The following is a 14,706-nucleotide window of genomic DNA, read 5'->3' as shown; positions in this document are numbered from 1 at the left end:
CTCGATGGAGGGGGCAATGCGCAAGTCGAGATTTACGGATGAGCAGGTCGTGGGGATTGTCCGCGAGTCGGACCGGGAGGCGGTGTCGGATGTCGCGAAGCGGCATGGTGTCAGCGAGCAGACGATCTACACTTGGCGCAAGCGTTTTGGAGACCTGAAGTCGGAGGGTGTCCGGCGCCTTCGCCAGCTCGAGGTCGAGAACGGCCGGCTGAAGAAGCTGGTGGCCGAGCGCGATCTCGAGATCGAGGTGATGAAGGAAGTTGCGGAAAAAAACTGGTGAGCGTGCAGGCTCGACGCCGGCAGGTGGCGTATGGCCGTGAGCGGGGTCTCTCGCTGCGGCAGGCTTGCACGCTGTTCTCGGTGGCGCGGTCAGCGCTGGACTACACGAGCCGCATGGCGGTGAAGGACGAGGGGGTGGTGAAGCAGATGAAGGCGCTATCGGCGACCTATCCACGCTATGGCTATCGCCGGATCCGCGTGTTCCTGGCCCGCGAGGGCGAGGTGATGAGCGCCAGCCGCGCGCATCGTCTGTGGCGATCAGCCAGGTTGCAGGTGCCGCGCAAGGGGCCTGGCAAGCGGATTGCGTCGTCGCGACCCCGGCCGCTGGCACCTGGTTCGGCGAACGAGGTGTGGTCGTATGATTTCGTGTTCGATCGCTGCGCGAGCGGCCAGCAGCTCAAGTGTCTGACGGTGACCGACGAGTTCACCAAGGAAGCGTTGGCGATCACGGTCGACGCCCGGCTACGGTCGACGCGTGTGATCGAGGTGTTGTCGCGGCTGGTGAGCGAGCGCGGTGCACCTCGGTTTCTGAGGTCGGACAACGGCCCGGAGTTCGTCTCGAAGGCGCTGATGAAGTGGATCAGCAAGCAGAAGATCGGAACAGCGCTGATCGATCCGGGCAAGCCGTGGCAGAATGGCGTCTGCGAGAGCTTCAATGGCAAGTTCCGCGACGAATGCCTGAACATGGAGTGGTTCCGCTCGCGGGCCGAGGCTCGGGTTTTGATCGAAAGCTGGCGCCGGCACTACAACGAGGTGCGACCGCATTCGAGCCTTGGCTATCGAACTCCGGCCGCATTTGTGGCCGGTCTGGCGACGACAGCGCCCCGTGTTAGGACGGGCCGGGACGCTGCGGTATGTGGGGCCTCCGCGTCCCGGCCCGTCCTATCACCGCCCCGGCTGGGGCAAGGGCAGCAGCAGAGGGCCAGTCTTTCCACTTAACCGTGGTCCGAAGAAGTCGGGCAGGTCAGGTTGGGCGGGAGATGATGATATTATCGACGGAAATGCGCTTATCTCGGACGTTGAGCTGCGGGAAGTTTTGATCCACGCTAACGACGATCTACGCACTCAGATGATCGGGTACCTGCAACGTTGGTCGATCGAGTCGGATTCTCAGTGGGGCAAACGGATTGCCCCATTCCTTCGCAACGTCTGGCCACGATAGAGCGCCGTCAGGACGCCGCGTACGTCAGGTAGGCTGGTTGATCTCGCATTTGCCTTGCCGAAAAGGTTTTCCCAGATCGTCGAGGCTATCCTGCCGCGACTGGTTCCAATCAGGGGAGCGTCGATCTGGATTGGACCCAATCTCGATTTGGAAGCAATTGCGGCGGGTCATCCCCGTTCTCTGCTCGAGCTTCTATGGATCGTACTCCCTAGTGACGCCTCGGACTGGCCTTACCAGGCCGGGGAAATTCTTGACGCGCTCGGCAAGCAGGATGTCGTTCGCGACGACGCCAAGTTGGCCGAGTTGCGGCGGCGCGAGCAACAGCGATAAGTTAGGCAACAGTGATGAGCTCGATCTCCCCAACTTCGGTAATAGAACGGCCGTTCTGGCGTTATGTTTCGTCCCGAATGGTCTCCGTTGCGAGATCGCAGGTCAACGATCTGGACCGGAAGAAATGCTTTTCGAGGATATGCACCAGTCTATTCGATCCGAGGGATTTGCAAAGCGGGTGACTAGCGCAGTTTAAACGACTGCTTCGGGCCGATCAGCGGTTTCCATTTTGGTTGTGATATTGCCGGTGTGATTGCCATAGAGAGCCTGCGGCTCCCGTATCAAGCCTTTGCCCTTTGGGACCGTAGGGCTCCTCCAGCAGGGTCTACGCCTCGGGGAGCGTCCAGATGGGCAAGCCCCGAAGGCGTTTAGTCAGGCAGGTCATCGCGCTCCTAAGCGCGGTCCGGGTATGCGGGAGGTCACTCATCTCTCGCGTCTCACCAGTGCAAAATCGCATGAATGCCGGAGAGGACAGCTCCGACGCAGCCCATGCAAATGACCACGATCGCGAACAATGGGAGCTCCAGTTCCGATCGGCCACGAAAATGCTTCGCGACCTCCTCGGCGGCCGCGGCTGCTTTCTCGGGCGATGCTCCGGAGTCGATCAGCGCGGCACGCAAAGCTCCAAGCTGTAGGGCCATCTAAGTTTAGCTCCGGATGCAAGTTGAATCGGTGATCTTGGGCGGCGCGCATGATTAGTAGCAGTGCAATGTCGTCTCACGATGGCTTGAACGCATGTTGCCCCTTAGAGCCAGGATCACCTGGTCTGTCAGTTGCCCCAAAGAGGGTGGAAGCCAGACAATACGAGAGCATGTAAGCATGCAGTAGGCGAACCTTTTACGTGATCGGTGTCGCCGGTAGGCAGAGGTGGCTTAATCGACTCCTATCGAGTAGTCCGGGCCAAAGGTTTGGCTCGACCCATTATGGCATGATAGTGCATACAGGTGTCCAGAAAATTAGATGGATAGGGGCCTGGTCAGGGACGCAGATGGCAGGCGATAGCTTTGCAACAACCATGTCCACGATCGCCAATGCCAACGCGACGATCGCGCAGGTTAACAGCCAATTTGCGGAAGATGCGGCTGAGCGCGCAGCCTGCTACGCGCAGATGCATGGATACCAGCATGATACAGCCTCCGTGGACGCCGCACGGGCTTATGCCGCGTGTGTGCGCCTTGTCTACGGCACTAGCCGGGCACTACCGCAGGGCGCCCTGGTGGCACTCAAGCTGCTCGTCTTGGCGTGTATCGCCAGCGCGGCCTACGGCGGCTGGCGGCTTTATCGGGAGGACCGAGAATTTCCGATGGCCTGCTTAGGTGCGCTCCTCGGGTTTATGATCTCAGCGATCCTATTTGGCGGTGGCGGCTTGGCCGTTTGGTTCCTGGTCTCCTAGCCGGGCAGTGTAGAGCGCACTTCGCTTTAACGATAAATAAATTCAACGGCATTCCATCCGGGGTTCGAACCCGTGTTAACGGCGTGATAGGACAGTGATCTGAGTTCGGTATAGGTGGCAGCCTGTCCCCGCAACCAAATAATCACAGCCCGCCGGTGCCCTGCATCGGCGGGCCTTTGCTGTGTTATTCCAACAGCAGCTTGCCACCCACGGATCGAGACGCTTTGAACGAGTTTCGACAACTCGCGGTTAGTTCGCCGTGGTTCCTCGCGCGCACCTTTCAACCAGGCACCTGCTCCTATACGCAGCCGGTTTACTTCAAGCGTAAACTCTACACGGAGCGCTTTAAACAGGGCTGGCTCGACCAGTGTTGATGCATGCCAAAGATGCATTGTAGTGTGGTAGTATGAATGCTACGCATTATCGATCATGCTTGACAGACGCCTCAATCATGTTGTTGCCCTGGCCCATAGCGGGTCCTTCACCAAGGCCGCCGAGAAGGCCGGTATCTCTCAGTCCGGCATTACCAAGAGCATCGCCGATCTAGAGCGCGAGCTTGGCTACTCGCTCTTCTACCGCACCGCGCGGGGTGCGACACCTACGGAGGCGGGGAGGGAATTTGTCGAACGGGCCGTTCGGCTCCTCGAGGATGCCAGAATCCTGCTCGCGGGCGACCGCGAGAGCAACGATCCTTACGCGCAGTCGCTGCGGATCGGTGTTTGTCCGGCGTCTCTCGAATGGTTGCTGGCAACGCCTCTGACGGCTCTGCTCGCCCGCCACCCGAGCATCAGACTTGAGCTTATCGCGTCGACATTCGAACGTGTGGTCCAACTGTTGCGAACAGGAGGAGCTGATGTCGCATTCGGCTTTGAGGACGCCTTTGCAGAGTGGAGCGAGGTCAAACGCGAACGGATCGCGACCATGCGGGCGGTGCTCTTCGTCCGGAAAGGTCATCCCATCCTGAGTGTGGGAGCGATTGGTCATTCTGACCTCGCCAAGTTCAACTTTGTGGTTCCCTCCGACTCTCGGCCCTACGGAAGTATCATCCGCTCGCTGTTCGACGACACAGGCCTATGGCAGAGACACCTCCACATTATCGACTACTTTCCCATTGTCACCCGGATTGTCGCCGCGTCTGATTCGATAGGTGTTGCCACCCGCGAATACTCAAGCTCCACTGCTTTTAAGGCGAATTTCGAGCGGCTGCCCGGCGAAAGTCCACTGCCGCCGGCTCAGATGTGTTGCGCAACCCGCTCGCGTTGGGAGCCGACTCTGGTGGTAAAAGCATTTCTGCGCGCCATGCGAGCGACACTTCCGGCAGACATATGATTACCAAGCATATGTCTGCCGAGGAATGCATTCGACGCCTGCCCAATCGCTGCTCATCCTTACCTGTAGCACCGTCCGCGCGCCGAAAGACGCCGTGAAAGTCGGACGAAGGGAGGCTTGAGATGGCGAGACCACTACTCGGTGTTGAAAAGCTGAGGCGTTTGCGGAGCTTTGTCGGCGCAATATTCGAGCCGATTTGCGGAACAAGCATTCACCAAGGTGTTTGCTCATGACGAACGGCGGCCGCGATACTCTTGCTGGTCGTATACTGAAGCGTGCTCAGGACGAGCCCAATCGGCGGGCGGTGGTCTGCGATGATCATTCGCTGAGCTACCGTGAGCTTGTGTCCAGGGCGAGCGCCTGCGCAGGACGTCTTCAGACGCTGGGGCTGGAGCCAGGCGGTAGTCAACGTGTTGGGCTGCTTTCGGCCAACAGCCTTGATTTTGCCGTTGTGGTTGTTGCCTGCCAACTGTCCGGCGTTCCCGTTGTGCCACTGCCTGGCCTGGTCGCCTCAGATGCGCAGGCACGCATGATCAGGGACGCGAACGTAACAGTTCTCTTCCACGATGCAAAGAATGCCGAGCGAGCGCACGTCGCGATCAGCCTCCTGGGTTCAAACTCGAAGGTCTTAATCGTCAGCATCGGTGCATCCGCAACCCGAGGCGATGATCAAACACTATCCTTTGACGGGTGGCTTGCTTCCGACACATCGGCTTTCGTTCTGACCGCGGTGAACGATCGCTGGTTATCGGACATAATCTACAGTTCGGGAACGACCGGAGATCCGAAGGGAATAGCGCAGAGCTACGCTGCCCGCGCGGAGCAGAGCGTCAGCATTTCGGCGTTCGGTGTGACTGAGGACACCGGTTTTCTGCAGACGACTGGACTCTACTCCAACTTCGGACTGTCAAGCCTGTTGCTCTCCCTTTGGGGGGGCGGCACCTTCTTCATGATGAGCAAGTTCTCGGGACCGGGCGCCGTGGAGATCCTCTCGCGGGAGAAGATCGACATGGCCTGGCTGCCTCCCGCGACGCTGATCCGAACCATGGAGGCGCCCGGTTTCGATCAGGCGGTCCATGGCAGATCCTGCGTCAAGCTCTGTGCCGGCGCGCCTATCAGCGAAGCCCAAAAGCGGCAAGTTCTCGAGACCTGGCCAGGTCCTTTCTATGAAGTCTTTGGACAGACCGAGACGGGCACGCTGACCGTGCTCGCAATGCATGCAGTACCAGCCGACAAACTCGGAACTGTTGGGACTGTTCTTCCGACGGTATCGCTGCATATCATCGACGATGCCGGTCGCATCCTCCCTGCTGGCGAGGAGGGCGAGATCGTCGGACACTCCACCACGCTGATGTCCGGATACCATCGGCGCGAAGCCGCGAACGAATCAGTCTACTGGCGGGATGAAACCGGACGCCTCTACATCCGCACGGGAGACATCGGCAAGCTCGACGCTGAAGGCTATCTCTGGCTCTGCGACCGCAAGAAGGACATGATAATCTCCGGTGGCTACAACATCTATCCAGCCGATATCGAGCGCGTGCTGAGTGACCATGCCGCGGTGTTCGAGGTCGCGGTCGTCGGCTTCGCCTCCATGCGTTGGGGAGAGACGCCGGTGGCCTTTCTCACCCTCCGCGAAGGCGCCGAAGCAGACGGGGAGGATCTTCGTGCCTGGGTCAATTCCCGCGTCGGCGCTGTCCAGAGAGTAGCAGCGGTGAAGATCCTCCCAGAGCTGCCAAGTGGTGCGATGGGCAAGATCCTGAAACGCGCGTTGCGGGACAGGTTCGCGGAAGTGATCGGAACCCTGCCATGAACCCGGAGCGCCACTGACAGAGGCGGTCCCGCGCGCGATCGATGAAGGAACCAATGGCCGAGCAAGCCAGAACTGGGCCCCTCGCAGGGGTTCGTATCGTAGAATTCGCGGGCATCGGTCCGGGGCCGCATTGCGTCATGCTGCTCTCGGACCTGGGGGCAGAGGTGCTTCGCTTCGAGCGGCCGGGGGGTAACGGCTGGCCGAATCCCGTCATCGATCGCGGCCGCCATACCATTGCAGTCGACATACGCAGCGTAGAAGGACGAGCGATCGTCATGGAGACTGTCGAGCACGCCGATGTCATTGTCGAGGGCTATCGACCAGGTGTGATGGAGAGGCTGGGCTTCGGCCCCGACGACCTCCTGGCGCGTAATCCGCGGCTCGTCTACGGACGGATGACGGGTTGGGGGCAAACCGGTCCGTTGGCTCAGGCCGCCGGGCACGACATCAACTACATCGCGCTGACGGGCGCACTGGCCGCGATCACCGACGGCGAACGGCGGCCAGTTCCGCCGCTGAACCTCGTCGGTGATTTCGGCGGCGGCTCCTTGTACCTGGCGCTTGGCATCGTCGCGGCACTCTGGGAGCGTGAGCGCTCAGGGAAAGGCCAAGTGGTAGACGCTGCCATCGTCGATGGTGTCGCCTCACTGATGGCGATGTTCGGCGGGCTGCTGCCGTCGCGGATGATCTCGCTCGAACCGGACAGAAACCTTCTGGGTGGCCAGGCGCCCTTCTATCGCTGTTACGAATGCGCCGATGGAAAACATGTCTCCGTCGGCCCCCTTGAGCCGCAGTTTTACGCGCAGCTGCTTGAACGCGTTGGCGCGTCGGCAGACCTGCGGCAGCAGCAGAACGATCCGACAAACTGGTCCGAACGGGCCCGGATCCTCGCCGTATTGTTTAAGCAAAAGACTCGGGATGAATGGTGCTCGCTCCTTGAGGGCAGTGACGCCTGTTTTGCTCCCGTTTTGACCTACGACGAGTCGCTTACGCATCCTCAAATGCAGGCGCGCGACACCTATGTGGAAGTCGACGGACTGACGCAAGCGGCGCCCGCGCCCCGCTTCTCCCGCACACCAGGCGATGTTGGTCAAGGCGGAGACGGCGAGACGCTCCGGAGGCAATGGCTCAAGGGAAACTCGGCATGACGGATGACAGGAACGCTTCGACTGAACTCGCGGTAGTTCGGACTCTTGCCGGAGATCTAAGAGGCAGGTTTGGCGACGGCGTATATACATTTACCGGCGTGCGCTACGGCGAGGACACATCCAGTCAACGCTTTCGAACCCCGATCCCCGTCCAGCCCTGGCAAGGAATTCAGGACGCGCTGTCGTTTGGCGATCAGTGCATCCAACCCGCCAGCCCGGACTTCGAACTGTTGCGGTCCGGCTGGGATCAGCCTACCGCCTCCAGTGAGGATTGTCTGTTCCTCAACATCTGGACACCGGCGATCGGCGACCAGGTCCGGCGTCCGGTAATGGTGAACCTGCACGGCGGAGCCTGGACGGTCGGCAACGGCAATTCATCGGCGCGAAGTGGCGAGACCTTCGCGAGAGATCATGATGTTGTTAGGGTGAACGTCAATCATCGCCTGGGGATTTTCGGCTTCTCGTACCTGGTCGATCTGCTTGGGCCGAACTATGCCGATTCAGGCACCGTCGGCATCCTGGACGTAATCGAAAGCCTTCGCTGGGTGCGCGACAACATTGCCGCTTTCGGCGGTGATCCCGCGAATGTCACAATCTTCGGTGTATCAGGGGGAGGACAAAAGGTATCGACCTTGATGGCGATGCCGGCCGCCAAAGGCCTGTTCCATCGCGCCTCCGTGGAAAGCGGACCGATGTTGACCGCTACCGTGCCTGAGAGCGCCGCCGACGCTGCCGGACGATTGCTGGCGGCGTTGGATATCCCGCGCGACAAAGCGCACGAGCTGCTGTCGCTCAGTGGGGAGCGACTACTCGGCGGCTACATGAAGATGTATCCCGACGGCGGATTGACCTCGTCCGGACTCGGCCCGGTCGTCGACGGTGTCAACCTGCCGCGCCATCCTTTCGAACCCACGGCACCCGAAATCTCGAGCGACGTGCCACTCCTTATCGGCACGACAGCGACTGAGACGTCGATATTCAGCGAGTTCCTCGGCGGCTCGACAGCCGGACTGACATGGGAGGCATTGGAGCAGCGTCTCGAACGGCTGTTGCCGTCAGGGCTGCCGATGGGGACGACGGAGATCATCGACTGCGCCCGGCGCAGCATGCCCGATGCCGCCCCAGCCGACGTACTGTTTGCCGTGACGACCGAGTTGCTGTTTCGTAGCCGATCCATCGTGCAGGCCGAACGCGCGGCGCAGCGGCGCGCACCGGTTTATATGTGGCTGATCGAGTGGAACACTCCTGTTGACGGCGGGAAATGGGGAGCGCCGCACGGTCTGAGTGTGCCGCTTGTCATGGATACCGTAACGAGCGTTGTCTCGATGTTCGGGGAAGATCTGACCGAGCCGCTGGCGCTCTCCTGGAAGATGAGTTCGGCCTGGGCCGAATTCGCCCGGACCGGGGTGCCGGGCATGCCAGACCTTCCGCGATGGACCGCCTTTGATACCGAGCGGCGCGAGACCATGATCTTCGACACAGCGTGTCGCATAGTGGCGGATCCGCGTAGCGATCTCAGACGCATGTTCCGGCGGTAATGCTCTCGTGAACCCATTCACCCGGTCAGGATAGATAATGAACGCGCTCAGCGAGCACATCGTGGTAGATGACGCGGAACTTGAGATGGTTCGTGCGACGGCGCGCCGCTTCTTTACGGAAGAAATCGCGCCTCACTATGCCGCGTGGGAAAAACAGGGCCATGGCGACCGGGCAATCTGGCGCAAGGCCGGTGCACTTGGTCTGCTCTGTCCAATGTTAAAGGAGGAGAATGGCGGCGTTGGCGGCGACATCCGTCATTCGCAGGTCATTATCGAGGAGATGGCGCGAAGCCATTGCGAGCTCCCCGGATTATACCTGCATTCCGACATCGTTGTGCCGTACATCGAGCGACTCGGGACCTTGCAACAGAAGCGACGCTGGCTGCCCAGGTGCATGAGCGGTGATATCGTCACCTGCATCGGCATCAGCGAGCCTGATGCGGGGAGTGACATGCGTGGGTTACGCACCAGGGCGGTACGCGACGGCGACGAATGGGTCCTCAATGGATCAAAGACGTTCATCACCAATGGCTGGTTGGCCGATCTCGCGCTGGTCGTCGCGAACACCGGCGCCTCCGCCAACACTGGCTCGAAGAGCATCTTCCTGGTCGAGACTGATCGGCCTGGTTTCCGGCGTGGGCGCTTGCTGGAGAAGGTCGGGCAGAAGGCGCAGGATACGACCGAGCTGTTCCTCGATGACGTGCGAGTACCCGTCGAAGCGCTGCTGGGCGAAGAAGGCAAGGGCATGGCGTATCTGATGCAGGAGTTGCCAATCGAACGCTTGATCATTGCCATCTCCGCGCTCGCGCTCACCGAGGCTGTCTTTGCGGAGACGTTGAAGTATGTGAGAGAGCGTCGCGCCTTCGGCCAATTGGTCGCGGACTTTCAGGTAACACGGTTCACCCTGGCTGAGCTCAAGACCGACATCGAAGTCGGCAGGGCCTTCGTCGACGATTGCGTCGGCAAAATCCTGCTCGGTACGCTCGACACGAGTCGTGCCTCGATGGCGAAGCTGTGGCTGACCGAGATGCAGGGGCGCGTCGTCGACCGCTGCGTCCAACTCTTCGGCGGCTACGGCTATATGTGGGACTATCCCGTCGCGCGCGCATTCGCCAATGCGCGCGGGCAGCGAATCTATGGCGGGAGCAGCGACATCATGAAGGAGATCATCGCCCGGGACATTGCAAAGTCCCCGTAAGATTTCAAGTTGGGTTGCTTATTTCGGCGCCATACGGATGCCGCCGTCGAGCCGGATCGTCTCGCCGTTCAACATCGGGTTGGTGACGATGGCCTCGACCAGTTGTGCAAATTCGTCCGGCTGACCGAGCCGGCTTGGGAACGGCACCTGCTTGCCTAGCGAGTCTTGTGCCTCCTGCGGCAGCGATGCGAGCAGGGGCGTGAGGAACAGCCCCGGTGCGATCGTCATCACCCGAATGCCATAGCGCGCGAGTTCTCGGGCGATGGGCAATGTCATGCCGACGATGCCGCCTTTGGATGCGGCATACGCCGCCTGGCCGATCTGTCCATCATAGGCGGCGACCGAGGCGGTATTGATGATGACGCCGCGCTCCTCGCCGAGTGCTAAGCTGTTATGCAGGCGCGCTGCAAACTTTGAGAGGACGTTGAACGTGCCGATCAGGTTGATCGTCACGACGCGGCTGAAGTCGCCAAGCGGGAGGGCCTTGCCGTCGCGGCCGACGACTTTGGCCGGAGGACCGATGCCGGCGCAATTGACGAGGATGCGTGCCTTGCCGTGCCGCTCCTCCGCTTCGTCGAGTGCTGCTTCGACCGCGGCTTCGTCGGTGACATCGGTTTGAACGAAATGGCCGCCGATCGCGCTTGCCTTGCCGATCCCATGGTCGGCGTTCAGGTCGATAATGGTAACCTTTGCGCCTGCCTTGGCTAGCCGCTCAGCCGTGCCGTAGCCCAGGCCCGAAGCGCCACCCGTGACCACCGCCGCAACTCCGTCGATGTGCATCTTGATTCCTCCCTGGATCGAGGTGCGCAGTGATACTCGCACGCAGCCAGTTGGTCGAAAAGCTTCAGGCGACCCTTTCATACAGTGTAACCACGCACGCGCCGCCCAGGCCAAGATTATGCTGGAGCCCATGTCGGACGCCCTCGACTTGCCGATCCTGGGCGGTCCCACGAAGCTGCTGGCTCAATTCATAGCATTGAGCCAGGCCGGTGGCGCCGAGCGGATGACCCTTGGAGAGCAGGCCGCCCGACGGATTGGTGACGACCCTGCCGCCATACGTATTATCGCCGTCCGCGATGAACCGCTGCGCCTCGCCCTGGCCGCAGAAACCCAGACCTTCGTAGGTAATCACCTCGTTGTGGGCAAAACAGTCGTGCAACTCGGCGACCTGGATTTCCTTCGGCCCGATTCCTGCCTTTTCATAGACCGCGGCGGCGGCGCGACGGGTCATCTCGCTCCCGACGAGATGCATCATATCGCGCGACTCCAGCGTGTCGGGCGTATCAGTCGTCATCGCCTGTGCGGCGATACGCACCTTTGGCTGGAGATCGTGCTTCCTTGCGAAGTCATGCGACACGAGAACGGCCGCGGCCGCGCCGCAGGTTGGCGGACAGGCCATCGGGCGCGTCATCACACCCGGCCAGATCACCTGCGCCGCGAGGACGTCCTCCTCACTCATCACGCTACGGAAGACCGACATCGGATTTCTCGAGGCGTGGCGGCTTGCCTTGGCCCGCACCTTCGCGAAGTCGTTGAGAGTCGTTCCGAACTTGGTCATGTGCGCGAGCCCGGCGCCACCAAAATAGCGCAGGGCCAGCGGCAGATCGACGTCCACGAGTTCGGCGCAAGCCCGGTCGAAATCCTCGAAGGGGTTCACGCGATCCGAAAAGATCGGCGCAATCGGTCCCGGCCTCATCTGCTCAAAGCCAACGGCGAGCGCGCACTCCACCGCGCCGCTCTCGACCGCTTGGCGCGCCAGGAACAGCGCCGACGATCCGGTTGAGCAGTTGTTGTTCACGTTGACGATCGGAATCCCAGTCATTCCAGCCTTGTAGATGACCCTCTGCCCGGAGCAGCTTTCCCCGAAGACGTAGCCGGCATAAGCCTGCTCAACCAGATTGAAGCCGATACCCCCGTCCTCGAGCGCCAGGCGGATCGCGGTGCTTCCCATCTCGTCATAGGGGGCATTCTGCCCGGGTTTGGTGAAGGGGATCATCCCGACGCCTGCCACCAGCACTTCGCGTGTTGAACCAGCCATACTACTCTCCTGTTGAACGACCGAGCCCTGAAATGCGGCCTCAGCAACAGACCGGCTCATGACGGTCTTGCTCAATCCTATCGGCCGGCGCCCGAACCCCGCTCTCCGACGCGGCATAGTGAGCGTCGCACCTAAGCCGGCTGAGATCAAATTCATTATGCGTCATTATCATGCCGCAAAAGAATAAACCTTTCCTCGTTGGTCGGGGACCGTGGCGAACGCAGGGCGGCAGACGAAAACCACGGCCATGCCCTTGGCACGGGTGTAATGCAAACCTATGAATTTACGGAATAGTATCTTCAAAGAAGGCATTGGACGTCTCGCGCCTCAGCGCACAGTGTTTCGCAGAAGCGCGCCAAAGGAACGACCAAGCGATGATTGAGACGACCAGCGTCGCCGTCAGGAAGGGAATTTTTGATCGAACTGCAAAGGGAGTGAGCTCCGATCCAGTGACGATCCAGATTGAGCGCGGACGTATCCGCTTTTTCGCCGAAGTCCTTGGCGCGGCCGACCCGATCCATAGCGACGTCGCGGCGGCACGCGCCAAAGGTTACCCCGATCTGGTCGCGCCACCGTCGTTCTTTACGGTCCTGGACGCGATAGCGAGCGAGGAACACCGCCGGCTGGGCAGGACCCCGATTGCGACACTCATTGGATGCGACAATCGATATCTTCTCCATGGCGAAGAGCAATACGATTATGCGGGACCGATGTTCGCAGGGGACCAGGTGACACTGACAACTACGGTCGTCGACTTCTACGACAAGAAGGGCGGGACAATGGAGTTTGTAACGCTTCAATCCGTCGTTGAGCACGCGGCGCGCGGCACGCTGGTTAAGGCGACACGCAACCTCCTGCACCGGCTCGGATAATGCCACGAAGTATCGAGATGGCGAAGATGGCTCTTGCAAGTGCGCAGGTGGGTGACAGGCTTCCGGAAATCAAGTTCGGTCCAATTTCCCGCGCCATGCTGGCCCTCTACGCGGGAGCTTCGGGAGACCACAACCCTATCCACATTGATAGCGATATGGCGAGAGAGGCCGGGATGCCGGACGTCTTTGCGCAGGGTATGCTTTCGTTCGGCGTGCTGGCGAGGCTGCCAACAAACTGGGCCGGGATCGAACGGCTAAGGTCTTTTGGGGGTCGGTTTGTTTCCATGACACAGGTCCACGACGTCATCACATGCACGGGCGAGATCGTCGAACGTTTTCAAACGTGCGATGAGAACCGCGCTCGTATTGCGCTCGTGGCGACCGCGCAGGATGGTCGCAAGACACTGACGGGTGAGGCAATCGTAGCACTTGACTGACCGAGCAGCCGGTCTGCACCTCCTCTTGACTATACGGATGACACGGATGGAGCTTCGTTTTGACGGACGGTGTGTAATCGTAACTGGGGCAGGCAACGGACTGGGCCGCTCGCACGCTCTGGAGTTTGCCAGACGCGGTGCTCAGGTGGTTGTCAATGACTTGGGCGGAGCGACGTCTGGTGGTGGTTCCGACATCTCGGTGGCCCAACAAGTCGTCAACGAGATCAAGGAAGCGGGCGGCGAAGCCGTGGCCAACGTGAACAGCGTGGAGGATGGCCGGCAGATCATCGAGTGCGCCATGGACAGCTTCGGGAGTGTCGATGTTGTCGTCAACAATGCCGGCATCCTGAGAGACGCATCATTCGGTAAAATGAATGACGAGGACTGGGACGTCCTTTACCGTGTACATCTGTTGGGCAGCATGCGGGTGACCCGGGCGGCTTGGCCCCATATGCGAAAATCGGAGTACGGGCGTGTCATCATGACCACCTCGGCCGCGGGCTTGTACGGCAATTTTGGTCAAGCGAACTACTCGGCGGCGAAAATGGGCCTGGTCGGACTGGGCAAGACGCTGGCGATCGAGGGCGCCTCGAAGAACATCCTGGTAAATATTGTCTGTCCCACGGCAGGGTCACGACTCACTGCATCGGTGATGCCGAAAGCCGTCGTCGATGCTCTGAAGCCCGAGTACGTCACGCCGACGGTGATCCTGCTGACACACGAGGGCGCATCCGCGACGGGTCGTCTGTTCGAGGTCAGTGGCGGGTGGGTTTCTGAGACACGCTGGGAGCAGACGCAGGGTGTGTTTTTTCAGGACGAGTTCACCGCGGAGGAGTTGTCCTCGCGCTGGGCCGAGGCGACCTCGTTCGAGAACTCACGTCACGCGACGACATTGGGCGAATCAAAGTTCGGTACCAAGGAGCGATTGGGGCAGGAGATGGTTCTGGTACCTCAATGAGGAGCCATCAGTATCATGCTCATGGGGTTCGAAACGGCACAAAACACAACTGTTGAGGGCATCAAGACAGCGGACGCTGGTGCGGTAATAGCCCTGGGTTAAGGCAGGATCCGGCGCCTGCTATTGTCCGTAGTCAAGGATACGACAAGGTCCAAAGTTCAAATCTTGAGAAAGCCTGTAACCAAGCAATAAAGCACCCGTCCAAGGAACA

At 60.5% G+C, this 14,706-nt stretch carries 12 protein-coding genes and 1 pseudogene; 10 read left to right on the top strand and 3 right to left on the bottom strand.

Features of this window, described 5'->3' with window-relative positions; translation table 11 throughout:
• Window positions 1-16: 16 nt before the first annotated feature.
• A pseudogene (locus ACQY4K_RS06290) lies at window positions 17-1,071 on the top strand (IS3 family transposase); the annotation flags it as partial.
• Window positions 1,072-2,208: 1,137 nt separating this feature from the next.
• Here ACQY4K_RS06290 and ACQY4K_RS06285 read toward each other — a convergent pair.
• Window positions 2,209-2,412: a hypothetical protein gene (locus ACQY4K_RS06285; RefSeq protein ID WP_428394406.1), complete on the bottom strand. Its 204-nt coding sequence runs from the start codon at window positions 2,410-2,412 to the stop codon at window positions 2,209-2,211.
• A gap of 374 nt (window positions 2,413-2,786) precedes the next feature.
• On the opposite strand from ACQY4K_RS06285, the gene ACQY4K_RS06280 reads away from it, so the two are divergent.
• The 6 genes from ACQY4K_RS06280 (at window position 2,787) to ACQY4K_RS06255 (ending at window position 10,190) form a co-directional block, all read left to right on the top strand.
• The gene (locus ACQY4K_RS06280; RefSeq protein ID WP_428394404.1) at window positions 2,787-3,164 is read left to right on the top strand and encodes a hypothetical protein; all 378 of its coding nucleotides are present in this window, start codon (window positions 2,787-2,789) and stop codon (window positions 3,162-3,164) included.
• A 429-nt stretch (window positions 3,165-3,593) separates the two neighbouring features.
• Window positions 3,594-4,493, top strand: a complete 900-nt coding sequence (locus ACQY4K_RS06275; RefSeq protein ID WP_428394402.1) for a LysR family transcriptional regulator — start codon at window positions 3,594-3,596, stop codon at window positions 4,491-4,493.
• A 229-nt stretch (window positions 4,494-4,722) separates the two neighbouring features.
• Window positions 4,723-6,306: a class I adenylate-forming enzyme family protein gene (locus tag ACQY4K_RS06270; RefSeq protein WP_428394400.1), complete on the top strand. Its 1,584-nt coding sequence runs from the start codon at window positions 4,723-4,725 to the stop codon at window positions 6,304-6,306.
• Window positions 6,307-6,347: 41 nt separating this feature from the next.
• Complete coding sequence (locus tag ACQY4K_RS06265) at window positions 6,348-7,454, top strand: CaiB/BaiF CoA transferase family protein (RefSeq protein ID WP_428394398.1); 1,107 nt, start codon at window positions 6,348-6,350, stop codon at window positions 7,452-7,454.
• On the top strand, window positions 7,430-8,992 hold the full coding sequence (locus ACQY4K_RS06260) for a carboxylesterase/lipase family protein (protein WP_428394397.1): 1,563 nt from the start codon (window positions 7,430-7,432) through the stop codon (window positions 8,990-8,992). The genes ACQY4K_RS06265 and ACQY4K_RS06260 overlap by 25 nt, the downstream gene beginning before the upstream one ends.
• A 37-nt stretch (window positions 8,993-9,029) precedes the next feature.
• On the top strand, window positions 9,030-10,190 hold the full coding sequence (locus tag ACQY4K_RS06255; RefSeq protein WP_428394395.1) for an acyl-CoA dehydrogenase family protein: 1,161 nt from the start codon (window positions 9,030-9,032) through the stop codon (window positions 10,188-10,190).
• A gap of 18 nt (window positions 10,191-10,208) precedes the next feature.
• Here ACQY4K_RS06255 and ACQY4K_RS06250 read toward each other — a convergent pair whose 3' ends face one another.
• On the bottom strand, window positions 10,209-11,084 hold the full coding sequence (locus ACQY4K_RS06250; RefSeq protein ID WP_428394393.1) for a 3-hydroxyacyl-CoA dehydrogenase: 876 nt from the start codon (window positions 11,082-11,084) through the stop codon (window positions 10,209-10,211).
• Complete coding sequence (locus ACQY4K_RS06245; RefSeq protein WP_428394391.1) at window positions 11,035-12,303, bottom strand: lipid-transfer protein; 1,269 nt, start codon at window positions 12,301-12,303, stop codon at window positions 11,035-11,037. The genes ACQY4K_RS06250 and ACQY4K_RS06245 overlap by 50 nt, the downstream gene beginning before the upstream one ends.
• Window positions 12,304-12,602: 299 nt before the next feature.
• On the opposite strand from ACQY4K_RS06245, the gene ACQY4K_RS06240 reads away from it, so the two are divergent.
• The 3 genes from ACQY4K_RS06240 to ACQY4K_RS06230 are packed head-to-tail and all read left to right on the top strand — an operon-like array spanning window position 12,603 to window position 14,495.
• On the top strand, window positions 12,603-13,100 hold the full coding sequence (locus ACQY4K_RS06240; protein ID WP_428394390.1) for a MaoC family dehydratase N-terminal domain-containing protein: 498 nt from the start codon (window positions 12,603-12,605) through the stop codon (window positions 13,098-13,100).
• 17 nt (window positions 13,101-13,117) lie between these two features.
• Window positions 13,118-13,537 (top strand): MaoC/PaaZ C-terminal domain-containing protein, encoded by a 420-nt coding sequence (locus ACQY4K_RS06235; protein WP_428394388.1) that lies wholly within the window; start codon window positions 13,118-13,120, stop codon window positions 13,535-13,537.
• 46 nt (window positions 13,538-13,583) lie between these two features.
• Window positions 13,584-14,495, top strand: coding sequence for an SDR family oxidoreductase (locus tag ACQY4K_RS06230; RefSeq protein ID WP_428394386.1), 912 nt, complete (start codon window positions 13,584-13,586; stop codon window positions 14,493-14,495).
• The last annotated feature ends 211 nt before the right edge of the window (window positions 14,496-14,706 follow it).

Origin of the sequence: Lichenicoccus sp., assembly GCF_965276875.1 — a bacterium.
Classification (GTDB): domain Bacteria; phylum Pseudomonadota; class Alphaproteobacteria; order Acetobacterales; family Acetobacteraceae; genus Lichenicoccus.
Note: the sequence above shows the minus strand (reverse complement) of the source record. Positions and strands in the feature narration are given on the sequence as shown.